Source organism: Pseudomonas sp. Pseusp16, from assembly GCF_047324915.1.
In the GTDB taxonomy this organism is placed as follows: Bacteria; Pseudomonadota; Gammaproteobacteria; order Pseudomonadales; family Pseudomonadaceae; genus Aquipseudomonas; species Aquipseudomonas fluorescens_CD.
Map to the genome: position 1 here is coordinate 2,523,014 of NZ_CP168522.1, position 24,277 is coordinate 2,547,290.

The 24,277-nt window shown below is 58.3% G+C and carries 11 protein-coding genes, 2 tRNA genes, 2 rRNA genes and 1 pseudogene; 9 read left to right on the forward strand and 7 right to left on the reverse strand.

Translation table 11 applies throughout. The features are described 5' to 3' along the window. Positions 1 to 103: 103 nt before the first annotated feature. The 6 genes from ACEN8Q_RS11320 to ptrR form a co-directional block, all read right to left on the reverse strand. A 23S ribosomal RNA gene (locus tag ACEN8Q_RS11320) occupies positions 104 to 2,995 on the reverse strand. Positions 2,996 to 3,235: 240 nt separating this feature from the next. Continuing rightward, positions 3,236 to 3,311, reverse strand: a tRNA-Ala gene (locus tag ACEN8Q_RS11325). A 9-nt stretch (positions 3,312 to 3,320) separates the two neighbouring features. After that, positions 3,321 to 3,397: transfer RNA gene (locus tag ACEN8Q_RS11330), tRNA-Ile, on the reverse strand. Positions 3,398 to 3,518: 121 nt separating this feature from the next. Further along, positions 3,519 to 5,055: ribosomal RNA gene (locus ACEN8Q_RS11335) — 16S ribosomal RNA — on the reverse strand. Together the 16S and 23S rRNA genes with 2 tRNA genes alongside form the textbook arrangement of a ribosomal RNA operon. Positions 5,056 to 5,753: 698 nt before the next feature. Continuing rightward, complete coding sequence (locus tag ACEN8Q_RS11340) at positions 5,754 to 7,958, reverse strand: OsmC domain/YcaO domain-containing protein (RefSeq protein ID WP_413705189.1); 2,205 nt, start codon at positions 7,956 to 7,958, stop codon at positions 5,754 to 5,756. A 77-nt stretch (positions 7,959 to 8,035) separates the two neighbouring features. Continuing rightward, positions 8,036 to 8,914 carry a putrescine utilization regulator PtrR gene (ptrR, locus tag ACEN8Q_RS11345; RefSeq protein ID WP_413705190.1) on the reverse strand — a complete coding sequence of 293 codons (879 nt, stop codon included), beginning with the start codon at positions 8,912 to 8,914 and terminating at the stop codon, positions 8,036 to 8,038. A gap of 100 nt (positions 8,915 to 9,014) precedes the next feature. On the opposite strand from ptrR, the gene ACEN8Q_RS11350 reads away from it, so the two are divergent. Next, positions 9,015 to 10,406, forward strand: a complete 1,392-nt coding sequence (locus tag ACEN8Q_RS11350) for an aldehyde dehydrogenase family protein (protein ID WP_413705191.1) — start codon at positions 9,015 to 9,017, stop codon at positions 10,404 to 10,406. Positions 10,407 to 10,470: 64 nt separating this feature from the next. Here the strand turns inward: ACEN8Q_RS11350 and ACEN8Q_RS11355 are convergent, their stop codons facing one another. Continuing rightward, a complete protein-coding gene (locus tag ACEN8Q_RS11355) occupies positions 10,471 to 10,701 on the reverse strand; it encodes a hypothetical protein (protein WP_413421348.1) in 231 nt (76 codons plus the stop codon). A 485-nt stretch (positions 10,702 to 11,186) separates the two neighbouring features. On the opposite strand from ACEN8Q_RS11355, the pseudogene ACEN8Q_RS11360 reads away from it, so the two are divergent. From ACEN8Q_RS11360 to ACEN8Q_RS11395, 8 genes and pseudogenes are all read left to right on the forward strand, one after another. Beyond that, positions 11,187 to 11,279: pseudogene (locus tag ACEN8Q_RS11360) on the forward strand (hypothetical protein); the annotation flags it as partial. 846 nt (positions 11,280 to 12,125) lie between these two features. Then, positions 12,126 to 13,292, forward strand: a complete 1,167-nt coding sequence (bcsQ, locus tag ACEN8Q_RS11365) for a cellulose biosynthesis protein BcsQ (RefSeq protein WP_413421346.1) — start codon at positions 12,126 to 12,128, stop codon at positions 13,290 to 13,292. Continuing rightward, complete coding sequence (gene bcsA, locus ACEN8Q_RS11370; protein ID WP_413705192.1) at positions 13,289 to 15,520, forward strand: UDP-forming cellulose synthase catalytic subunit; 2,232 nt, start codon at positions 13,289 to 13,291, stop codon at positions 15,518 to 15,520. The genes bcsQ and bcsA overlap by 4 nt, the downstream gene beginning before the upstream one ends. A gap of 41 nt (positions 15,521 to 15,561) precedes the next feature. Next, positions 15,562 to 17,820 (forward strand): cellulose biosynthesis cyclic di-GMP-binding regulatory protein BcsB, encoded by a 2,259-nt coding sequence (gene bcsB / locus ACEN8Q_RS11375; RefSeq protein WP_413421364.1) that lies wholly within the window; start codon positions 15,562 to 15,564, stop codon positions 17,818 to 17,820. Positions 17,821 to 17,842: 22 nt separating this feature from the next. Further along, entirely contained in the window at positions 17,843 to 19,069 is a 1,227-nt protein-coding gene (gene bcsZ, locus ACEN8Q_RS11380) for a cellulose synthase complex periplasmic endoglucanase BcsZ (protein WP_413421342.1), read from the forward strand. Beyond that, complete coding sequence (locus ACEN8Q_RS11385; protein WP_413705193.1) at positions 19,045 to 22,908, forward strand: cellulose synthase subunit BcsC-related outer membrane protein; 3,864 nt, start codon at positions 19,045 to 19,047, stop codon at positions 22,906 to 22,908. Before bcsZ ends, ACEN8Q_RS11385 begins: the two co-directional genes overlap by 25 nt. A gap of 17 nt (positions 22,909 to 22,925) precedes the next feature. Continuing rightward, entirely contained in the window at positions 22,926 to 23,594 is a 669-nt protein-coding gene (locus ACEN8Q_RS11390; RefSeq protein ID WP_111282033.1) for an SGNH/GDSL hydrolase family protein, read from the forward strand. Beyond that, positions 23,591 to 24,265, forward strand: a complete 675-nt coding sequence (locus ACEN8Q_RS11395) for an alginate O-acetyltransferase AlgF (RefSeq protein ID WP_413421338.1) — start codon at positions 23,591 to 23,593, stop codon at positions 24,263 to 24,265. Before ACEN8Q_RS11390 ends, ACEN8Q_RS11395 begins: the two co-directional genes overlap by 4 nt. The last annotated feature ends 12 nt before the right edge of the window (positions 24,266 to 24,277 follow it).

Genomic DNA, 24,277 nt, shown 5'->3' on the forward strand with positions numbered 1-24,277 from the left:
TGTGATGGAAATCGGTGTTTTGTGAGCGTCGAACTTTCGGTTCTTTCGTCTTCACACACCGCAATCTGGCCTCTTTCGAGTTCACAAATTGCTTGGGTGTTATATGGTCAAGCCTCACGGGCAATTAGTATTGGTTAGCTCAACGCCTCACAGCGCTTACACACCCAACCTATCAACGTCGTAGTCTTCGACGGCCCTTCAGGGGACTCAAGGTCCCAGTGAGATCTCATCTTGAGGCAAGTTTCCCGCTTAGATGCTTTCAGCGGTTATCTTTTCCGAACATAGCTACCCGGCAATGCCACTGGCGTGACAACCGGAACACCAGAGGTTCGTCCACTCCGGTCCTCTCGTACTAGGAGCAGCCCCTCTCAAATCTCAAACGTCCACGGCAGATAGGGACCGAACTGTCTCACGACGTTCTAAACCCAGCTCGCGTACCACTTTAAATGGCGAACAGCCATACCCTTGGGACCGGCTTCAGCCCCAGGATGTGATGAGCCGACATCGAGGTGCCAAACACCGCCGTCGATATGAACTCTTGGGCGGTATCAGCCTGTTATCCCCGGAGTACCTTTTATCCGTTGAGCGATGGCCCTTCCATACAGAACCACCGGATCACTAAGACCTACTTTCGTACCTGCTCGACGTGTCTGTCTCGCAGTCAAGCGCGCTTTTGCCTTTATACTCTACGACCGATTTCCGACCGGTCTGAGCGCACCTTCGTACTCCTCCGTTACTCTTTAGGAGGAGACCGCCCCAGTCAAACTACCCACCATACACTGTCCTCGATCCGGATAACGGACCTGAGTTAGAACCTCAAAGTTGCCAGGGTGGTATTTCAAGGATGGCTCCACGCGAACTGGCGTCCACGCTTCAAAGCCTCCCACCTATCCTACACAAGCAAATTCAAAGTCCAGTGCAAAGCTATAGTAAAGGTTCACGGGGTCTTTCCGTCTAGCCGCGGATACACTGCATCTTCACAGCGATTTCAATTTCACTGAGTCTCGGGTGGAGACAGCGCCGCCATCGTTACGCCATTCGTGCAGGTCGGAACTTACCCGACAAGGAATTTCGCTACCTTAGGACCGTTATAGTTACGGCCGCCGTTTACCGGGGCTTCGATCAAGAGCTTCGCGTTAGCTAACCCCATCAATTAACCTTCCGGCACCGGGCAGGCGTCACACCCTATACGTCCACTTTCGTGTTTGCAGAGTGCTGTGTTTTTAATAAACAGTCGCAGCGGCCTGGTATCTTCGACCGGCGTGGGCTTACGCAGTAAATGCTTCACCCTCACCGGCGCACCTTCTCCCGAAGTTACGGTGCCATTTTGCCTAGTTCCTTCACCCGAGTTCTCTCAAGCGCCTTGGTATTCTCTACCCAACCACCTGTGTCGGTTTGGGGTACGGTTCCTGGTTACCTGAAGCTTAGAAGCTTTTCTTGGAAGCATGGCATCAACCACTTCGTCACCCAAAGGGTAACTCGTCATCAGCTCTCGGCCTTAAGATCCCGGATTTACCTAAGATCTCAGCCTACCACCTTAAACTTGGACAACCAACGCCAAGCTGGCCTAGCCTTCTCCGTCCCTCCATCGCAATAACCAGAAGTACAGGAATATTAACCTGTTTTCCATCGACTACGCTTTTCAGCCTCGCCTTAGGGACCGACTAACCCTGCGTCGATTAACGTTGCGCAGGAAACCTTGGTCTTTCGGCGTGGGTGTTTTTCACACCCATTGTCGTTACTCATGTCAGCATTCGCACTTCTGATACCTCCAGCAAGCTTCTCAACTCACCTTCACAGGCTTACAGAACGCTCCTCTACCGCATCACTTGCGTGATACCCGTAGCTTCGGTGTATGGTTTGAGCCCCGTTACATCTTCCGCGCAGGCCGACTCGACTAGTGAGCTATTACGCTTTCTTTAAAGGGTGGCTGCTTCTAAGCCAACCTCCTAGCTGTCTAAGCCTTCCCACATCGTTTCCCACTTAACCATAACTTTGGGACCTTAGCTGACGGTCTGGGTTGTTTCCCTTTTCACGACGGACGTTAGCACCCGCCGTGTGTCTCCCATGCTCGGCACTTGTAGGTATTCGGAGTTTGCATCGGTTTGGTAAGTCGGGATGACCCCCTAGCCGAAACAGTGCTCTACCCCCTACAGTGATACATGAGGCGCTACCTAAATAGCTTTCGAGGAGAACCAGCTATCTCCGAGCTTGATTAGCCTTTCACTCCGATCCACAGGTCATCCGCTAACTTTTCAACGGTAGTCGGTTCGGTCCTCCAGTCAGTGTTACCTAACCTTCAACCTGCCCATGGATAGATCGCCCGGTTTCGGGTCTATTCCCAGCGACTAGACGCCCTATTAAGACTCGCTTTCGCTACGCCTCCCCTATTCGGTTAAGCTCGCCACTGAAAATAAGTCGCTGACCCATTATACAAAAGGTACGCAGTCACCCAACAAAGTGGGCTCCCACTGCTTGTACGCATACGGTTTCAGGATCTATTTCACTCCCCTCTCCGGGGTTCTTTTCGCCTTTCCCTCACGGTACTAGTTCACTATCGGTCAGTCAGTAGTATTTAGCCTTGGAGGATGGTCCCCCCATATTCAGACAAAGTTTCTCGTGCTCCGTCCTACTCGATTTCATTGATAAGAGATTTTCGCGTACAGGGCTATCACCCACTATGGCCGCACTTTCCAGAGCGTTCCGCTAATCTCAAAGCCACTTAAGGGCTAGTCCCCGTTCGCTCGCCACTACTAAGGGAATCTCGGTTGATTTCTTTTCCTCAGGGTACTTAGATGTTTCAGTTCCCCTGGTTCGCCTCTTGCACCTATGTATTCAGTACAAGATAACCATCTTATGATGGCTGGGTTCCCCCATTCAGACATCTCCGGATCAAAGTCTGTTTGCCGACTCCCCGAAGCTTTTCGCAGGCTACCGCGTCTTTCATCGCCTCTGACTGCCAAGGCATCCACCGTATGCGCTTCTTCACTTGACCATATAACCCCAAGCAATCTGGTTATACTATGAAGACGACATTCGCCGAAAATTCGCACTTGCTCTAAGAGCAACTCACAAATTTTACCTTAGCCTGATCCGTTACCAGTGAAAGTAACGTTCAGTCTATCTTTCTATCACATACCCAAATTTTTAAAGAACGATCTAATCAAAAGACTAGAAATCAATATTCATCGCGGAATATTCATTTCTAAACTCTTCGACACGTTGAAGCAGTTTATGGTGGAGCCAAGCGGGATCGAACCGCTGACCTCCTGCGTGCAAGGCAGGCGCTCTCCCAGCTGAGCTATGGCCCCATACAAAATTGGTGGGTCTGGGCAGATTCGAACTGCCGACCTCACCCTTATCAGGGGTGCGCTCTAACCAACTGAGCTACAGACCCAATTTCGAGCTTGTAACTGTTAGCGTGAGCTATCAGCTTGGAGCTTAAAGCTGCTTCTATCGTCTTCTTCAATGAATCAAGCAATTCGTGTGGGAACTTATGGAGCAGCTGAGTCGTCGATTAAGGAGGTGATCCAGCCGCAGGTTCCCCTACGGCTACCTTGTTACGACTTCACCCCAGTCATGAATCACACCGTGGTAACCGTCCCCCCGAAGGTTAGACTAGCTACTTCTGGTGCAACCCACTCCCATGGTGTGACGGGCGGTGTGTACAAGGCCCGGGAACGTATTCACCGCGACATTCTGATTCGCGATTACTAGCGATTCCGACTTCACGCAGTCGAGTTGCAGACTGCGATCCGGACTACGATCGGTTTTGTGGGATTAGCTCCACCTCGCGGCTTGGCAACCCTCTGTACCGACCATTGTAGCACGTGTGTAGCCCAGGCCGTAAGGGCCATGATGACTTGACGTCATCCCCACCTTCCTCCGGTTTGTCACCGGCAGTCTCCTTAGAGTGCCCACCATAACGTGCTGGTAACTAAGGACAAGGGTTGCGCTCGTTACGGGACTTAACCCAACATCTCACGACACGAGCTGACGACAGCCATGCAGCACCTGTCTCAATGCTCCCGAAGGCACCAATCCATCTCTGGAAAGTTCATTGGATGTCAAGGCCTGGTAAGGTTCTTCGCGTTGCTTCGAATTAAACCACATGCTCCACCGCTTGTGCGGGCCCCCGTCAATTCATTTGAGTTTTAACCTTGCGGCCGTACTCCCCAGGCGGTCAACTTAATGCGTTAGCTGCGCCACTAAGAGCTCAAGGCTCCCAACGGCTAGTTGACATCGTTTACGGCGTGGACTACCAGGGTATCTAATCCTGTTTGCTCCCCACGCTTTCGCACCTCAGTGTCAGTATCAGTCCAGGTGGTCGCCTTCGCCACTGGTGTTCCTTCCTATATCTACGCATTTCACCGCTACACAGGAAATTCCACCACCCTCTACCATACTCTAGCTTGTCAGTTTTGAATGCAGTTCCCAGGTTGAGCCCGGGGCTTTCACATCCAACTTAACAAACCACCTACGCGCGCTTTACGCCCAGTAATTCCGATTAACGCTTGCACCCTCTGTATTACCGCGGCTGCTGGCACAGAGTTAGCCGGTGCTTATTCTGTCGGTAACGTCAAAACACTAACGTATTAGGTTAATGCCCTTCCTCCCAACTTAAAGTGCTTTACAATCCGAAGACCTTCTTCACACACGCGGCATGGCTGGATCAGGCTTTCGCCCATTGTCCAATATTCCCCACTGCTGCCTCCCGTAGGAGTCTGGACCGTGTCTCAGTTCCAGTGTGACTGATCATCCTCTCAGACCAGTTACGGATCGTCGCCTTGGTGAGCCATTACCTCACCAACTAGCTAATCCGACCTAGGCTCATCTGATAGCGCAAGGCCCGAAGGTCCCCTGCTTTCTCCCGTAGGACGTATGCGGTATTAGCGTCCCTTTCGAGACGTTGTCCCCCACTACCAGGCAGATTCCTAGGCATTACTCACCCGTCCGCCGCTGAATTCGGGAGCAAGCTCCCGTCATCCGCTCGACTTGCATGTGTTAGGCCTGCCGCCAGCGTTCAATCTGAGCCATGATCAAACTCTTCAGTTCAAACATCTTTGGGTTTTGAGAAAACCCTAAACTTGGCTCAGCAATCGTTGGTTACATCTTTGATTTCTCGCGGAGTAACTTGTGATGCTGATAATCTGTTGACTAGCAGTCTGACTCCACAAGCACCCACACGAATTGCTTGATTCAGTTGTTAAAGAGCGGTTGGTTAAGATCTTTCGTCTCAACCGAGGCGCGCATTCTACAGCAGCCTCATTTACTGTCAAGTGATTATTTTCAGAAGTTTTCAAGGAATCCTTAACAACTTCAACCACTTGCGCTTCAGATCTCTCGTCAGCGGGAGGCGAATTCTACAGCGTTACACGCTGCTGTCAACACCTCTTTTTCAACTTCCTTTCGGCTTCGATGACCTGAAGCAACCTGCTGCCGAAACCTGGGTAACTCTTTGTTTTCCAAGGAGTTTTCCGTTTCGACTGCGCCGGAAGTGGGGCGAATTATAGGCCTCCAGAATCTGCCGTCAAGCACTGATTCCGCTTTTCTATCAATAACTTGCAGAAAGCACCAGAACGCCCAAAGGAAGCCTGTATAGAGGAGCCAAAATGCTCCTTCTATATAGAAGGACTTCCTCATAGGCAGCCACTACCCCTGACATAGCCAAAAAAACAAGGCCAACGCGCGCAGACGATTGGCTGGCCGCCAAAAAACAAAAAAGCACCCAAGGTGCTTTTTTGTTGCTGCCATCAGCTATATAAAGCCGCCACCCTGGCCCGCGCCATATGCAGCTTCTTGTAGCTGTCGACCAGCCGAAGGTGCCTGTCGAGCCCTTCCAGTTTCATGCTCGTCGGTGTCAGGCCGTAGAAACGTACGCTGCCATCCACGGACCCTATCGCCGCGTCCATCCGCTCGTTGCCGAACATCCGGCGGAAGTTGGCTTCGTAATCGCTCAGCTCCAGATCATCGTCCAGTTGCATTTCCAGCACGACGTTCACGGCTTGATAAAACAAGCCGCGTTCGACGGTGTTGTCGTTGTATTGCAAAAAGGCTTCCACCAGATCTTTCGCCTGATCAAACTTCTGCAAGGCGAGATAAATCAGCAGCCTCAGCTCCAGGATCGTCAATTTGCCCCAAGGCGTGTTGTCGTCAAACTCGATGCCGATCAGAGTGGTGATGTCGGTGTAATCATCCAGCTCGCTGTTTTCCAGACCCTTGGCCAGCGTTCTCAGACCGACTTTGCTCAGGCTGTGCAGATTGAGGATGTCGGCGCGGAACTGCAGCGCTTTGTTGGTGTTATCCCAGATCAAATCTTCTACCGGGTAAATCTCCGAATAATCCGGCACCAGAATGCGACAGGCCTTGGCACCGATGTGCTCATAGACCGCCATGTACACTTCCTTGCCCATGTCTTCGAGAATGCCGAACAACGTTGCGGCTTCTTCAGCATTGGAGTTTTCGCCTTGACCGGAGAAATCCCACTCAACGAATTCGAAATCCGGCCTGGCGCTGAAGAAACGCCACGAGACCACACCGCTGGAATCGATAAAGTGCTCGACGAAGTTGTTTGGCTCAGTCACCGCCTGACCTTCGAAGGTCGGCTGGGGCAGATCGTTCAAGCCTTCAAAACTGCGGCCTTGCAGCAGTTCCGTCAGGCTGCGCTCAAGAGCCACTTCCAGGCTTGGGTGCGCACCGAACGAGGCGAACACGCCCCCGGTACGCGGGTTCATCAAGGTGACACACATCACCGGGAACTCCCCGCCCAGCGACGCATCCTTGACCAGCACCGGGAAGCCCTGCTCTTCCAGGGCCTGGATACCCGCCAGAATGCCCGGGTACTTGGCCAGCACTTCCTGCGGCACATCCGGCAGGGCCATTTCGCCTTCGAGGATTTCGCGTTTGACCGCACGCTCGAAGATCTCGGACAGGCATTGCACCTGGGCTTCGGCTAGCGTGTTGCCAGCACTCATGCCATTACTCAGGAACAGGTTTTCGATCAGATTGGACGGGAAGTACACCACCTCATTGTCCGACTGGCGCACAAACGGCAGTGAACAAATGCCACGCTGGGTGTTGCCGGAGTTGGTGTCGTACAGATGCGAGCCACGCAACTCGCCGTCCCGGTCGTAAATCTTCAGGCAGTACTCGTCGAGGATTTCGGTCGGCAGTTCGTCCTTCGGGCCAGCCTTGAACCAGCGCTCGTCCGGGTAATGCACAAACGCCGCATTGGCGATGTCCTCGCCCCAGAACTGATCGTTATAGAAGAAGTTGCAGTTGAGCCGCTCGATGAACTCGCCCAGTGCCGATGCCAGCGCGCCTTCTTTGGTCGCGCCTTTGCCGTTGGTAAAACACATCGGCGAGTGCGCATCGCGGATGTGCAGCGACCACACATTGGGAACGATGTTGCGCCACGAAGCGATTTCAATCTTCATGCCCAGGTCGGCCAGGATGCCCGACATGTTGGCGATGGTCTGTTCCAGTGGCAGGTCCTTGCCCGCAATGTAGGTGCCCGCTACGCCAGTCGAGTGTGGCATCAGCAATGCCTGGGCATCGGCGTCGAGGTTTTCGACCTCTTCAATCACAAACTCGGGCCCGGTTTGCACCACCTTTTTTACTGTGCAACGGTCGATGGAGCGCAAGATCCCCTGCCGATCCTTGGCAGAGATGTCCGCCGGCAACTCGACCTGAATCTTGAAAATCTGGTTGTAGCGGTTTTCCGGATCAACAATGTTGTTCTGCGACAGGCGGATATTTTCGGTGGGGATATTGCGGGTTTCGCAATATAACTTCACGAAATACGCCGCGCACAACGCCGACGAAGCCAGGAAGTAATCGAACGGCCCCGGTGCCGAGCCATCGCCCTTGTAGCGAATGGGTTGATCGGCAATCACCGTGAAGTCGTCGAACTTGGCCTCAAGTCGAAGGTTGTCGAGAAAGTTGACCTTGATTTCCATGCGTGCTTACCAGAATAACGAGCTATACGATTTGGCCGCCATTATCCGGTTTTTCAGCACAGACCGTTAACTTTCCACTATTTTTCGACCAACACCACCCCGCGATCCTCAAGCAAGCGCACAAACATCGTCAGACTCTGCGACACCGTCCCCCTGCGCCACACCAGCCAGGTGCGTAAATAGCGGAACGACTCCGACAATGGCCAGACGCTGACCGTCGTGCATCCAGGCATGCTTTCGAGCATGCTGCGGGGCATCAGCGCCAGACCGGCACCGGCGCTGACGCAGGCCAGCATGCCGTGATAGGACTCCATTTCGAAAATCTTGCCGGGCACCGCCGCGCCATTGGCGAACCAGCTTTCGAAATGATGGCGATAGGAGCAGTTGGAGCGGAACGCATAGATGTTTTCGCCATTCACATCCTTCGCCCGATGAATCGGGTCATGATTGAGTGGTGCGATCAAGACCATTTCCTCCTCGAACGCCGGTACCCCCTCCAGCGCCGGATGCAACACCGGGCCATCGACAAATGCAGCGGCCAGCCGCCCTGACAGCACCCCATCGATCATGGTCCCGGAGGGCCCGGTGGACAGGTCCAGTTCGACCTTGGCGTGTTTCTGGTTATAGGCGGCCAATAGCTCCGGGATACGTACCGCTGCAGTACTTTCCAGCGACCCCAGGGCGAATGCTCCTTGCGGCTCTTCACCCGCCACTGTGGCCCGGGCCTCCTGGACCAGGTCGAGAATGCGTCGAGCGTAATCCAGAAAGCTCCAGCCGGCCGGCGACAGGCGCAGGCGACTCTTCTCGCGGATAAACAGGTCCACCCCCAGGTCCAGCTCAAGCTGCTTGATTCTGGTCGTGAGATTCGATGGCACCCGATGAATATGCTGGGCGGCCACGCTAATGCTGCCGTGCTCGGCAACAGCCTTGAAGATTTCGAGCTGAACCAGATCCAAGTCATTCTCCAAACGTGAACGTTATGCTCAGTATTATTCAGTTTCCATAAAACATATAGCCCCATAACCTGAGCCCATCCCCACCTCGCAGGACGGTGCCATGACCAACGTTTCCAGCCTTACCCATGCCATTTCGATCAACCCGACTACCGGCGAACAGATCGGCCAGTACCCTTTCGAATCCGATTCAGCATTGCAGGCCACGCTGGCGCGGGCCGCTGCCGGGTTTCGTAGCTGGCGCAGCAAACCGGTTGAACAACGCGCACAGCTTTTGATCAACCTCGGCCAGGCCTTGCGCAACAACGTAGAGGCCATGGCGAACATGATCACCCGGGAAATGGGTAAACCGATCACTCAGGCCCGCGGTGAAATTGAAAAATGCGCGCAGCTCTGCGAATGGTACGCCGAGCACGGCCCCGCCATGCTGAACCCGGAACCGACCCTGGTTGAAGGCGGCAAGGCACGCATTGAATATCGCCCGCTCGGCCCGATTCTCGCCGTCATGCCGTGGAACTTCCCCATCTGGCAAGTCCTGCGCGGTGCGGTCCCCACCCTGCTCGCCGGCAATACCTACGTGCTCAAGCACGCGCCAAACGTCATGGGCAGCGCCTACCTGCTGCTGGAAGCCGTCAAGCAAGCGGACTTTCCCGAAGGTGTTTTCGAGGTCATCAATGTCACGCCGGAGGGGGTATCCAGGGCGATCGCCGATCCACGTATCGCAGCTGTCACCCTCACCGGTAGCGTCCGTGCGGGCATGGCCATCGGTGCTCAGGCTGGAGCAGCACTGAAGAAATGCGTATTGGAACTGGGTGGCTCCGACCCGTTTATCGTGCTCGACGACGCGGACCTCGATGAGGCGGTAAAAGCCGCCGTGATCGGGCGCTATCAGAACACCGGACAAGTCTGCGCCGCCGCCAAACGCCTGATTGTCGAGCAAGGCATTGCCCGGGAATTTACCCGCAAGTTCGTCGAGGCCACCCGACAACTGGTCGTCGGTGATCCACTGGCCGCCAACACCTACATCGGCCCGATGGCTCGTTTCGATCTGCGCGACGAACTGGATCAACAGGTGCGCGACACGCTGGAAGAAGGCGCGACATTGCTGATGGGTGGAAAGAAGGCCGAAGGCCCCGGCAATTACTATGAACCCACTGTACTCGGCGACGTGACCGACCAGATGACATCATTCAAACAGGAGTTGTTTGGTCCTGTGGCTGCAATCATCACCGCCAGAGACGCAGCCCATGCACTGGAACTGGCCAATGACAGCGAATTCGGCCTCACCGCCACCCTCTACACGCGCAATGTCGAACTTGCGCGGCAGATGGCCGGCGAACTTGAAACCGGCGGCGTGTTCATCAATGGCTATAGCGCCAGCGATCCGCGCGTCAGTTTTGGTGGAGTGAAGAAGAGTGGCTTTGGCCGGGAACTCTCGCATTTCGGGGTGCGCGAATTCTGTAACGCACAAACGGTCTGGCTGGATCGGCGTTAAGGGTTCTGCAGGAGCGAGCTTGCTCGCTCCTGCAGTAACAGCGCTAGCTCAATGAGCGGGAGGATCAATCGTCTCTGTCGTCGCGATCGCGATACTGGCGGTGGTAGCGATCATAGTCACGACGATCATGTCGACGATAATAACCTTGATCATCGTCATTCCCCTGGTCGTATCCACGACGATAATCATGATCATAATCCCGACCGTACCTCCCTCCGTCTTCCCAGTGAGGACCGCAGCCTCCCAGCAAGAGCAAACCTGAAATGGCCAAGATCATCATTACTGCGCGCTTCATTTGAACGTCCTAAATGGTCAGGGCTACAGGGACGGTTGTCGCTCTCCGGGAATTTCATCCGGACAGCATCCAGCCGTAATTATGACCACTCAGTAACTCAATGATTCATTTTTGAAATCCAGCAATCCAAAACTGTTGCCTCAGGGCAAGCAGCCCCTACCAAGAGCGGTCGGTGAAACAGGGCCGCTACTGTCTCCATAAATGGGGCAATACACCCACCCAACCGGGCGTTTACCACCTGATTTGAGGAATATTCCCCACTCACCCTTTCTCCAGCTCGAAACGCCCGGAAGCAGTCTATTAATTAAGTTGAACTTTTTTCGCTCTATTGAAATGGCTCATTAGTTGCACCCCCTCCTCGTACCCGTAACAGCTGCCGTCCGGGACATCATGGAGACGGCGGGGCTTGCCAGAGTCGGCATGACGCGAGGGGTGAAATATGCAACGCGCGACACCACCAGTCAGCGGTTCGCCCTGACTGGCGCGCACTGCTCATCCTGCCGGTGATCCTGATGTACACCCTCTGCAGCCATTACGTGTTCCGCGGAAAAGTGAGGATTGGCGATGGCTTCCACTAATAAATCAATTGCTCGAATCACGAATAGACCGATACCCCGTTATAAGCATGTCGCTCAGCTGAGCCTGATGTTTATAGCGTTGTTGATTGCGCTGGCGTTGTCCACTGTACTGGCGATGGAGTTGACGCTTGGAACGCTCTGACAAGGCCGGTTAAAAAAAGCAAATCATGCTCTTGGTATCGGCGACACACTGTAATTGATAGTTATTTTCACCATCATTCCAACCCTACATGAAGATCACAACACCTGCGCAATGGAATGATCGCAAGCCATGTCACCAAGTTCTATTTACAACCAATCGAAACAGCACTCATCAGGCTGACGGTATCAATAGCGCTGGAGTCGGATCCTCACCGAACACCAGCCAACCGGGGCCGCGTATTTCCCTTGAAACTCTCGCCATCAGACGCCCATCACTCGACACCCGGTAAAAACGGAAGAGTATTATTTTAAAACCACCACTATTCCTTAATAAATACCAGCCAACCTCTTTAATACATAAGCCGGCATAAAACCATCAAAGCCGATCAACATTCACGCACCGCCGCACCGAAAGTCATCGCCCCGCCCCCACTACCCATCATTACACTGCACCACTTTGAACAGTCATTACCGAGCGCACTCCAACATTCAAACTTTCCACGAGCAATATAACACCCCAATAACGCCCAACCCCACAGCAACAAACATCGCTGACTTCTTATAACATTCGTTGACACTTAGATTTAGACACTCTAGATTAATGGCACTCTGCCAACATCCAGACGACACATAAACTTTTCAAGTTGATGATTTAAAGTTAATGGAATGCTGAGTTTCTGAGTTATTCCATTCCTGGTACAACGCATGAAATATGTAGACGATATTGCGAAACTCTTCACACGTTTTGGCGCCAATGCGGAGAGCTACCAGGAAATACAACCGAACTACAAAGATTTCAAAGACGATCCGGCTACACCTGCGCTGGCTGAGCCAGAACCGTCGGCGGCCTTGCCTCCCCCAACACCAGCATCCCCTGTATTTCTACTGGACCAGCCACAGCCTTCTTTATTGATTGGCGCGCCGGTCGAGCCTGTGAAGAATGCTGCACTCTCGCAACCTTCGCCCAAATCCCCGCCTCTGGCCAAGCCACCTGCAAGTTCTGCTACGGGTGACCGTCAGCGATTGAGCGATCTGTTGCGCGAACTCAACCAGGTTCGTCGAGACGGTCTGCCAGAAACGACTCGCAAGCGGACCAGGGCGAAGGTCATCGCTATCGTTTCGGCGAATGGTGGGGTGGGTAAAAGCACCGTCGCCGCCGGCCTCGCAAAAACACTTCGGCGCCCTGGCGGGCGAACCATCGCGATTGATCTGGACCCTCAGAACGCGCTGTCCAGCCACTTGGGTATCACCCGGCAGGTTCCCGGGCTGATCCAGCTCAAAGAGCAGGACGCCGACTGGGGCGCTCATCGCCTGCCGGGCTTCAGCGACAGCGAGTGCCTGCCCTTCGGCACTGGCGAGGTGAACGATCGCCGACTGCTCAAGCAGTTGATGCTTGAAGATTCTGCCTGGTTGAATGAGCACCTTGCGTCAATGAACCTCAGCGAAAACGATACCGTGATCCTGGACACCCCTTCGGGTGCGACCGTCTATTCGCAACAGGCACTCGATGCCGCCGATCTGGTGCTGGTGATGACGGTGGCTGACGCGGCCTCCTACCTGGCACTGGACTCCATGACCCAGTGGCTGGAAACCAGCCGGCGACGCGCGCAGCAGCACCGGTATGTGCTCAACCAACGGGATGAGTCGCGTTCGTTCTGCAGGGACATGGGCGTGCTGTTTCGGCGGCGGCTCGGCGCCAACCTGATCGGCACGATTCGCCTCGATCACCAGTTCAACGAGTCGCTTGCCTATGGTCGGGACCTGCTGCAGTACGCACCCGGGAGCATTGGCAGCCAGGATATTCTCTCGCTGACAGGCGCGGTCCATGCGCTGCTATGCGCGGATGATTCCAGCCAGCAGGGCACGCCATGACCGCCCGGCTTGATCAGGCACCCGCGAAGGCGTGGTGGCTGGAAGAACTATTGGATAGTTTCCAGGCTCGCGTCAGTCGATGGCCCCTGCTTTGGCGCCAGGGCCTGAAGCTCTCGGCCGGGCTGATCGCCGCATTGTTGGTGCTGGGTATCCTCATTGCGCCGCTGAACCTGTATTCCCAGGCTGCGTTTGCCGCCGTCTGTTTCGCCACCAGCCTGATCATCCGCAAGCGAGCCGGGCGTCTGGCGATCCTGACCCTGATCACCCTCTCGCTGATCGCTTCGCTGCGCTACATGTACTGGCGCCTGACCGACACCCTGGGCTTCGACAACTGGCAGGATGCCGTATTTGGCTACGGGCTGGTGCTGGCCGAGCTGTATGCCTTGCTCGTCCTAGTCTTCGGTTACGTACAGACCGCCTGGCCGCTGCACCGCAAACCGCAGTTTCTGCAACAGCCGCCCGCGCAATGGCCAACGGTGGATGTCTTCATTCCCACCTATAACGAAGCGTTGGGCATCGTCAAACTGGTGGTGCTCGCCGCTCAGGCCATCGACTGGCCCGAGGGCAAACTGCGGGTGCACGTGCTCGATGACGGACGCCGGGAGGAGTTCAAGGCTTTCTGTCAGCAGATTGGTGTCAACTACATCACCCGCGACAACAATCAACATGCCAAGGCCGGCAACCTCAACGAGGCACTCAAGGTCACCGATGGCGAGTTCATCGCCATATTCGACGCCGACCACGTGCCCACCCGCTCCTTCCTGCAAATCACCATGGGCTGGTTTTTAAAGGACCCGAACCTGGCGTTGCTGCAAACGCCGCACTTCTTCTATTCACCCGATCCGTTCGAAAAGAACCTCGATACCTTTCGCTCGGTACCCAATGAAGGTGAGCTGTTCTACGGCCTGGTGCAGGACGGCAACGACCTGTGGAACGCGGCATTCTTCTGCGGCTCCTGCGCGGTCATCCGGCGGACTCACTTGCTGGAAGTCGGCGGCATCGCCACCGAAACCGTGACCGAGGACGCGCACACGGCACTCAAGCTCAATCGCCGTGGTTTCAATACCGCTTACCTCGCCATTCCACAGGCGGCGGGCCTGGCCACCGAAAGCCTTTCCCGACACATCAGCCAGCGCATACGCTGGGCGCGGGGCATGGCGCAGATTTTCCGGACCGACAATCCATTGTTTGGCAAAGGACTGAACCTGGGGCAGCGCATCTGCTACCTCAACGCCATGATGCACTTTTTCTACAGCCTGCCCCGCCTGGTGTTCTTGACCGCACCCCTGGCCTACCTGTTTTTCGACGCGCAGATTTTCCATGCCTCGGCGTTGATGGTCGCGGTCTATGTACTGCCGCATATTTTGCATTCCAACCTGACCAACTCCGCCATCCAGGGGCGTTTCCGCCATTCCTTCTGGAACGAAGTGTATGAGTCGGTGTTGGCCTGGTACATCATGCGGCCCGTACTGATGGCCCTGATCAGCCCTTCGCTGGGCAAGTTCAACGTGACTGACAAGGGCGGCACCATCGAAAAGGACTATTTCGACTGGAAGCTCGCACGGCCTTACATCGTGCTGCTGACCCTGAACATGACCGGTCTGGTGATTGGCGTGGTGAAGCTGATCGCGAGTGATTCGGCCGAGGCCACGACCCTGCTGATCAACCTGGCCTGGACCCTGTACAACATCATCATCGTCAGCACCGCCATAGCGGTGGCCACTGAGTCCTCTCAGGTGCGCAACGAACCCAGGGTGCCCGCTGACCTGCCCCTGCGTGTCTACCGCGAAGACGGCACCTGGTTCGATTGCAAAACCCAGGACTTCTCACAAAACGGCGTGGGTCTGGCGCTGCCACCGCAGGTTCAGCTCAGCGTCGATGAGAAGCTGCGGCTGTGCATTCTGCGCACGCCGCCTTCAAGCCTCTTTCCCGCAACAACGATCTTCAGCAACGATGGCGTTGCGGGCGTGCAATTCGAGGGTTTGACCCTGCGCCAGCAAAGTGAATTGGTGCGACTGACCTTTTCACGGGCCGACACCTGGGCCAATACCTGGGGTAACGGCCGCCTCGACGCGCCCATGTCGGCGTTGCGCGAGGTCAGCAGCATTGGCTTGCGCGCCATCCTGCGCCTGTTTGTTGCAACCCTGAAAGACAGCCGGGCGCTGCTGCGCAAACGCCCGGGCGCGCCATCACCTATCGACTCCACCGCGGACACGCAACGATCTTGAAGCCTTCCACTCGCCGGACCTTTCCTCCTCGTCGCTCACTCCTGCTGATTGCCTGCTCGCTAATGGGCTGGAGCGGCTGGGCGTTGAGTGCTGCCACCCAAATCAGCGCCACAGAGCCGGCGGTGTTGCCGGCCGCATCGTTGCCCGTGGCCGATGCCCCGGGCAACAGCTATACCCGCACCCTCAAGGAGCTGGGCAAAAGCTATTCGATGACCCTTAAAGGCGTGGAGGCTACCGACAGTGTGAATTTCGATGTGCGCGCCGATGAAGTCGTCACGGCTGCCCAGGTCACGCTGCAGTACAGCTACTCACCGGCACTGCTGGCCGACCTTTCGCAAATCAACGTGCTGATCAACGATCAAGTGGCCGCCAGCCTGCCCCTCCCGAAGGAAGAGGCCGGTAAACTGCAGACCCGGACCGTGCAGATTCCGCCGCAGACCATCACCGAATTCAACCGGCTCAGCCTGCAGTTCATCGGTCACTACACGATGCAATGTGAAGACCCATTGCACTCCAGCCTCTGGGCCAGGATCGGCAACGAGAGCCAGTTGAGCCTTCAGGTGTCGTCGATTAAACAGCCCAACGATCTGTCCGCTCTGCCGCTGCCCCTGTTCGATCGTCGAGACGCCTCGCCCCTGACACTGCCCTTCGTGTTCGCCGCGCGCCCGGGCGGTCCTGAGCTTGAGGCCGCCGGTATCCTGTCGTCCTGGTTTGGCGCCCTGGCCAGCTACCGTGGCGCAACCTTCCCCGCCAGCCTCACCAGCCTGCCGGCCAAAGGCAACGCGGTGGTGTTTGTCAGCGGCAGCGAATCAACGGCCTTGAGCGGCTTGCCGATCAAAGAGGCCACGGGGCCGACGTTGACCCTGGTGAGCAACCCGAATGATGCCCAGGGCAAACTGTTGATCGTCTCCGGGCGCGATGGCGCCGATCTCAAGGTCGCCGCGACAGCGCTGGCCCTCGGCGGCTCGGCTTTTTCCGGGCAGAGCGTGGTGATCGACCGGATCGACTCGCTCAAGCCACGCCAACCGTACGACGCGCCAAACTGGCTGCCGTCCGATCGCCCGGTTCGCCTGGGTGAACTGGCGAAGCCCGCAGAACTCAATGTGTCGGGATATAACCCGGGACAAATGACGGTTGCGCTACGCCTGCCACCCGACCTGTTCAACTGGCGTGAGCCCGGTGCGCAACTTGACCTGAAATACCGCTACACGCCGCAACCGGTCTCCACCAACTCTTCGTTGCTGATCAGTTTCAACGACACCTTCATCAAGTCGATCGACCTGCCTTCGATCGAGAAACTCGGCAACAGCGATAGCCTGCTGTCGATGCTCAAGACCGACGACAGCCTGGCCCGCACGTCGCGCATGCTGTTGCCACTCAATTCAGTCGCGCTGCAATCGCGCCTGCAATTTCGCTTCATGTATGACTACATCAAACAGGGCGAATGCCGCGACATCATCATCGACAACATGCGCGGCGTGATCGACCCGGACTCGACCCTGGACCTCAGCCAGTACGAGCATTTCATGGCCATGCCCAACCTCGGGGTGTTCAAGGACAGTGGCTTCCCGTTCACCCGCATGGCCGACCTGTCGGAAACATCGGTGATCCTGCCCAACGAGCCAGCCCCGGCCGAGCTGAGTGCCTATCTGACCCTGCTGGGCCGCTTCGGCGACTCCACCGGTTATCCGGCCACCGGCGTGAAGGTGGTCCACGCCGACCAGGTGGCCGAGCAAAGCGACCGGGATTTGCTGGTGCTCGCCTCGGGCAACAATCAGCCGCTGCTGGAGCAATGGCAAAACCTTCTGCCGGCCAGGGACGTAGATGCTGCGCAGTACTTTGAACTGTCTGACCTGCCCTTGCGCCTGCGCAACTGGATCAGCCCGGATACGAAGACCAATCTGCGTGAAGCGCGCAGCAGCTTCAGGTTCAGTGCCGAAGACGGCAGTGCTTATCTGACCGGATTCGAATCGCCGCTCAAGAGTGGGCGCAGCGTGGTGTTTATCGCCGGCACAAGGCCAGGCGGCCTGGCCGACGTGACCAACGCCCTGCTCAGCAGCGAAGAAAATGCCCAGGATTTGCAAGGCAGCCTGGTGGTTGTCAGGGGCAAGCATGTCGAATCGCTGGTCGCCGAACAGGATTACTACGTCGGGCGCCTGGGTCCGTTGCGCTATCTGCAGTGGTACCTCTCGCAGAACGTAATGGCGCTCATGCTGTTCACCCTCCTCGGGGTCCTGCTGCTGGCTTCGATGGCCTACCTGGCCCTGCGCCTGCGGGCCAAACGTCGTCTTGGCCAATGAGCCGCACAGGCCTGTGTCGTCCATGAGCAGCCGGGGTACTTCACTTCGCCAGGGCCTGCGCGGTAACGCGCGCAGGCTGAGCGCCGTGCTTGCGCTTGCCCTGCTGGCGCCGGCGATAGCGGCCGCACAATCCTGCGAGTCGCCAGCCTGGCCACTTTGGCAAACCTACGCAACGCGCTTTGTCCAGGACGACGGCCGGGTTCTCGAATCGAGCCTGAAGAGCAATCACAGCACCTCTGAAGGGCAGTCCTACGGCATGCTCTTTGCGCTGATCGGCAACGATCAGCCACGCTTCGACACGCTCTGGCGCTGGACCTCGGCCAACCTCGCCGGCGCAGACATCGCCACACGCCTGCCGGGCTGGTTATGGGGGCAAGGCACGGACGGTCAGTGGCGCCTGCAAGACGCCAATTCGGCCGCCGACGCCGACCTGTGGATCGCCTACGCCCTGCTCGAAGCCGCACGCCTGTGGCATCGGCCGGACTATCGCCAGGACGCCCTGCACCTGATGGCGACGATCGAAGCGCAATTGGTCATCAACCTACCCGGGCTGGGCCCGATGGTATTGCCTGGACCACAGGGTTTCGTCCAGCCGGACGCACTCTGGCGCCTGAACCCCAGCTACCTGCCACTGCCGCTGTTACGGCGGCTGGCCAAGGAAGCACCGTCCGGGCCGTGGCAAGCGATTGCCCACAACACCGCGACGATGATTGCCCAATCCAGCCGCCACGGCTTCGTCGCCGACTGGGTCGGTTATCAAGGCACTTCAGCGCAATCGGGTGTCTTCGTCAGCGATCCGGTCAATGGCGACACGGGCAGCTACGACGCCATTCGCGTGTACCTCTGGCTGGGCATGAGTGATACCTCCGAACCGCTGGCAGCGCTGCTGCTCAAGCGGCTGGACGGTATGGCCCGCAGCACTGTCGCGACGGGTTCCCCCCCGGAAACAGTCCAGGTTCTCCACGGCAGTGTTCAGGGTCAGAGCCCGTTCGGATTCCGGGCCGCACTGATTCCCTACCTTCAGGCCAAGGGGCAACCCAAGTTGGCCGATCAACAACGAAGCCGCGTGGAACTCGCCCTGCGCGAAGCGCTGGCCAGGCCTGATGCCGCCGCCGGTGCGCCGCGTTACTACGACTTGATGCTCAGCCTGTTCGCGCTCGGCTGGGCCGATAAACAATATCGATTCCGGGAAGACGGAACGCTGAAACTCTCCTGGGAGACCGCATGCACCCGCACCACCGCACGCTAGCCATCGCCGTCATGAGCGCGTGGACGGCCGCTGCTGCCCACGCTCAAAGTCCGACGCCACAGACATTACTCGTCGAGCAAGGGCAGTACTGGCAGTTGCACAACAACCCTCAACGCGCGGCGGAAGTCTGGCTGAAAGTCCTGTTGCTGGACCCGGTCCAGGTTGACGCACTGTATGGCCTGGGCTTGATCGGCGTGCAACAGGGCAAGCCACAACAGGCGCAGCAATACCTCGCCCGCTTGCAGGCCATCCAGCCAGCGCCTCGGCAGGCATTGCAACTGGCGCAGGACATCGCCCTGGCACAACCGCAGAACCAGCAGCGCCTGGAAGAGGCTCGGCGCCTCGTCGATGCCGGTGAGCGTGACAAGGCGACCGTCTTGTTTCGCTCGCTGTTCGATGGCCGTCCGCCTCAAGGTACGATCGGCCGCGAGTATTACAACAACCTTGCCTTCAATCAGGCTGACTGGGCCGAAGCACGCGGCGGATTTCAGCGCCTGCAACGTGAGATGCCCAATGACTCGATCGTCGCGCTGTTTTACGCCAAGCATCTGGTGCGCCATGAAGACAGTCGTGCCGAGGGCATCCGCGCCCTGGCCGCGCTGACCCAGCGTACCGACATTGCCGGTGATGCCGACGAAAGCTGGCGCCTGGCGCTGACCTGGATCGGCCCGCCCAATCCGGCACAAGTGCCATTGTTCGAGGCGTACCTCAAGACGCATCCGGATGACGCGGAAATCCGCGCGCAGATGAACAAGGGCAAGCAACAGCTGGCAACGACGGCCAGCAAGGCATGGCAACCGCCCGCCGAAGTCGCGCGCGGCCTGAAGGCGCTCAAAGAAGGTGATCAGGCCACCGCTGAACAGGCTTTTCAAGCGCGCCTGAAAACCCGCCCCGACGATGCCGACGCGCTGGGTGGCCTTGGAGTTGTTCGCCAGCAGCAACACCGATTGGCCGAAGCGGAAAAGCTCCTGGGTCAGGCCACGCGACAACCTGGCGGCAGCCAGTGGCAAGTCGCGTTGAACGAAGTGCGCTACTGGTCTGCGTTGCAGCAGGCTCGGGACGCCCAGGCCAAAGGCCAGACAGCCCAGGCACAAGCCCTGGTAAACCAGGCGCTGCGCCTTACCCCGAACGGGGTCGACGCTCGCCTCGCCCTGGCGGACATTCAGGCCAGCGCGGGCCAGTTCGATGACGCTCAGGGCAACTATCGCCAGGTGCTGAGCCTGCGCCGCGACGACCCGCAAGCACAGGAAGGGCTGGTCAACGTGCTGCTCAAGAGCGGCAAGAACGATGAAGCCCTGCAACTGATCAACACTCTGCCAGCCACTGGACAGACCAGGAACGGCCAGTCCGCACGCCTGCAAGCCTTGCGCGCGACGCAACAGGCCGCCCTCGCCGAACAGCGCAACGATCTGCCCGCTGCGCGCAACGCCCTGCAAGACGCGCTGCGCTACGAACCGGACAACATCTGGACGCGCTTCGCCCTGGCCCGCCTGAACCTGGCGATGGGCGAACCGCAAAAGGCTCGGGACCTGATCAACGCCATGCTCCAGGCCCACCCCGACAATGCCGATGCGCTTTACGTCAGCGCCTTGCTGTCGGTCCAGATGGGTGAGTGGAAAGCCGCCCAGACCACCTTGGGACGCGTGCGTCCCGACCAGCGCACCCCGGACATGCAAGCGCTGGCCGCAGATGTCAGCCTCAACCTGCAACTCAGCCAGGCGATCGACCTGGGCAAGCGCGGACAGCGCCAGGAAGCCCTGACCCTGCTCGAGCGTATTCAGCCGATGGCCAACAACAGCCCGGATCGCACCGCGAGCCTGGCCTCGGCCTATGTCGCCGTCGGTGAGCCGACCCGTGCACTGGCCCTCATGCGCGGCCAGTTGCAAAACACCACGGCGCCCTCGGCGGACTTCATCCTGCAATACGCCGCTGTCCTGCTTGAATCCGGAGAAGACGCCCAGGTCAACGAGATTCTGCGCGACCTTCAGAACAGGCCCCTGAACGCGCCCGCGCGCAAGCGTTTCGACGACCTGCTGTATCGCTATCGCATCCGCCAGGCTGACCAGCTGCGTGAACGCGGCGATCTGGCCAACGCCTATGACACGCTGGCGCCCGCACTGGCGCAACGTCCCGGTGACAGCGCTGCCGTCGCGGCCCTGGCGCGGATGTACTCGGCCAACGGCGACACGGCAAAAGCCCTCGAACTCTACAAACCGCTGTTGCAGCGCCAGCCCAGCGACCCGCAACTGCTGCTGGGTGCTGCCGACGCGGCGGTGTTGGCACATGACACGGCCTTTGCCGAACAGGCGCTGCAACAGCTGCTCAAGACCGAATCCGGTAACCCTCAAACGCTGACCGAGGCCGCACGTCTCTACCAGAACATGGGCAAGACCGGCATGGCCGCCGATCTGCTGCGCAAGGCAGTGGCCATCGAACAGAGCGAGAAACGCAGAAACCAGGGCGGCCAACTGGCAGGTTCGACAGTGGCGCCCAACCCTTTTGCCGGGGTGTCGGGTCCACGTAGCGAGGTCAGTCGCGACACCTTGTTGGCAGCGATCCCGCCACCGGCTCAGGAGATGCCGGGCAGCGTGAGGTCTCACAGCCCTTTTGGCATCGACGCCCCGCCAAGGCCGCAGCAGGCGAGCAATCCATTCGAGTCGCAGCTGCCGCGCGCAGCACTGGTGAGCGAGGACATCAGCCCCGCGCAACTGGCGCTGAATAAAATCCTTCAGGAGCGCAGTGCCTACGTCACCCAGGGCGTGAGCATTCGCAGCAACAACAGTGAGTCGGGGTTGAGCAAACTGACCGATGTTGAAACACCGCTGGAAATCAGTATTCCGCTGGATGAAAGCCGCGTCGCCCTGCGCGTGACGCCGGTCTGGCTGAACGCCGGCAGTGCCAGCGGCGAGGCGCTGTCGCGTTTCGGTAACGGTGCGCAGAGCGGCAGCGTCGGCTCGCAGAAAGCCGAGGGTGTCGGCCTTTCCGTCGCCATGCAACGGCCCGCGGATGGGCTCAAAGCCGATCTCGGCACCACCCCGCTCGGCTTCAAATACACCACCGCCACCGGCGGCATCAGCGTTGATCGCCCCATCAGCGACGCCTCCAATGTCCGCTACGGGGTGAGCGTTTCCCGGCGTCCGGTGACTGACAGCCTCACCTCGTTTGCCGGCGCCACGGACAAACGCAGCGGGCAGTCCTGGGGCGGTGTGACCGCCAACGGCGGGCGTGGCCAGTTGAGCTATGACGACAACGAAGTCGGCGCCTATGGCTACGCCTCCTGGCACCAGCTATTGGGCAACCATGTCGAATCCAACAGCCGCAGTGAACTGGGCAGCGGTGTGTACTGGTACCTGCAAAATGCAACGGACAGCAAGCTGACCGTCGGCCTGAGCATGACCGGCATCAGCTACGCCAACAATCAGGACTTTTTCACCTACGGCCACGGCGGCTATTTCAGCCCGCAGACGTTCTTCGCCCTGGGTGTGCCGGTGACCTGGGCACAACGCACCGGGCGCTTGACGTATCAAGTCAAGGGCTCGGTCGGCGTGCAGCATTTCGAGCAGGACAGCGTCGACTATTTCCCGACCGACAAAGCCCTGCAGGCGGCCTCGGGCCTGCGCTACGCAGGGCAAAACAAAACCGGGATCGGCTACAGCGTCGCCGCGGCGGCTGAATACAAGGTCGCTTCAAACTTCCTGCTGGGCGCCAATCTGGGCCTGGACAACGCCCGCGACTACCAACAACTCAGCGGTGCCCTGTCCTTGCGCTACCAGTTCGAAGAGATCGGCGGCCCCATGAGCCTGCCGGTCAGCCCGTACACCTCGCCTTATTCCAACTGATCATTCTGGAGCTTTCGATGCCCACTTCTGCCCTTGCCGGTCTGACTCTCCTTGTCCTTGGGGAGAGCCATATGAGCCTCGCGGACCATTTGCTGGAGCCGCTGCACGACAACCTGACTCGCCAAGGCGCCCAGGTCCATTCCATCGGTGCCTGCGGCGCCAGCGCCGGTGACTGGCTGATCAGCAAAAAGGTCGACTGCGGTGCCGAGCGCAAAGGCAACGACAAGATTGTGATCAAAGGGCGCGAGGCAACCACCACACCGATCCAGGACCTGATCGCCGCCGACAAGCCCGACCTGGTGGTACTGGTCATCGGCGACACCATGGCGTCCTATGACAAGCCGGTGTTCCCGAAGGCCTGGGCGTGGCAAAGCGTCACCGGCCTGGCCAAGGCCATCGCGGCCACCGGGACCCGTTGCGCCTGGGTGGGCCCGGCCTGGGGCAAAGCCGGTGGCATGTACCAGAAGAATGATGCCCGCACTCAATTGATGTCGCAGTTTTTGGCCGCGAACGTGGCGCCTTGTACCTATATCGATTCGCTGACGCTCTCCAAACCCGGGCAGTGGATCACCACCGACGGGCAGCACTTCACCGTCGCCGGTTATCAATCCTGGGGCAATGCAATCGGTGATGCCCTGGCCAAACTGCCCGCCGAGCGCGTCAGCAGCACGGGAGCCGGCAAATGATCCGATCCGCATTCAGCTGGGCGCTGTTCGCGCCCTTGATGCTCAGCCTGCACGCCGAGGCCGCCGACATTGCCCTGTACCCGACGGGCCCGGATCAGGACTCGGCCTTCCTGCGTTTTATCAACGCCGCCGACCGCCCCCTGCACCTGCTGGCCGAAGGCTCGCGGGCAAGCCTCAAGCTGGAAGGCAGCAATGCCGTGTCCGACTACCTGCCCGTGCCCGCCAACCAGCCGATCAAGGGCACCCTGGAACGCAACGGCAAGAGCCAGCCGCTGGACATCCAGGTGGCGGCAGGCGAGTTCGCCAGCGTGATCGCCTTGCCGGACAGCGCACAAGGTATCCGCCAGGTCGTCATCCGTGAGCAACCCGACGACTTCAATAGCCTGAGAGCCTCACTGGCGTTTATCAGCGCCGATCCCGCGTGCACCCAGGCCGGTTTGCGCGCTGCCGGGAAAAACGCCGAGCTGTTCAAGGAGGTGGCCGACGGCAGCGTGCAACGTCGCGCAATCAACCCGGTCAGCCTGTCGGTTCAATTGGTCTGCGCCCAAACCAACGTCGGTGCCCCGCTTGACCTGGGTCAGCTCAAGGCTGGCGAGCGCTACAGCGTTGTGCTGCTGCCTGGCGCAAATGGCCCTTACCTGTTGCTCGCGACTGACGTCCTGGCCCACTGATCGGATCGCGCC

Bases quoted from the DNA above. Each gene is read 5' to 3' on its own strand.
- ACEN8Q_RS11355 (WP_413421348.1), bottom strand. From the start codon at position 10,701: ATGAAGCGCGCAGTAATGATGATCTTGGCCATTTCAGGTTTGCTCTTG.
- bcsA (WP_413705192.1), top strand. From the start codon at position 13,289: ATGACCGCCCGGCTTGATCAGGCACCCGCGAAGGCGTGGTGGCTGGAA.
- ACEN8Q_RS11385 (WP_413705193.1), top strand. From the start codon at position 19,045: ATGCACCCGCACCACCGCACGCTAGCCATCGCCGTCATGAGCGCGTGG.
- ACEN8Q_RS11340 (WP_413705189.1), bottom strand. From the start codon at position 7,958: ATGGAAATCAAGGTCAACTTTCTCGACAACCTTCGACTTGAGGCCAAG.
- ACEN8Q_RS11350 (WP_413705191.1), top strand. From the start codon at position 9,015: ATGACCAACGTTTCCAGCCTTACCCATGCCATTTCGATCAACCCGACT.
- ACEN8Q_RS11390 (WP_111282033.1), top strand. From the start codon at position 22,926: ATGCCCACTTCTGCCCTTGCCGGTCTGACTCTCCTTGTCCTTGGGGAG.
- bcsZ (WP_413421342.1), top strand. From the start codon at position 17,843: ATGAGCAGCCGGGGTACTTCACTTCGCCAGGGCCTGCGCGGTAACGCG.
- bcsQ (WP_413421346.1), top strand. From the start codon at position 12,126: ATGAAATATGTAGACGATATTGCGAAACTCTTCACACGTTTTGGCGCC.
- ACEN8Q_RS11395 (WP_413421338.1), top strand. From the start codon at position 23,591: ATGATCCGATCCGCATTCAGCTGGGCGCTGTTCGCGCCCTTGATGCTC.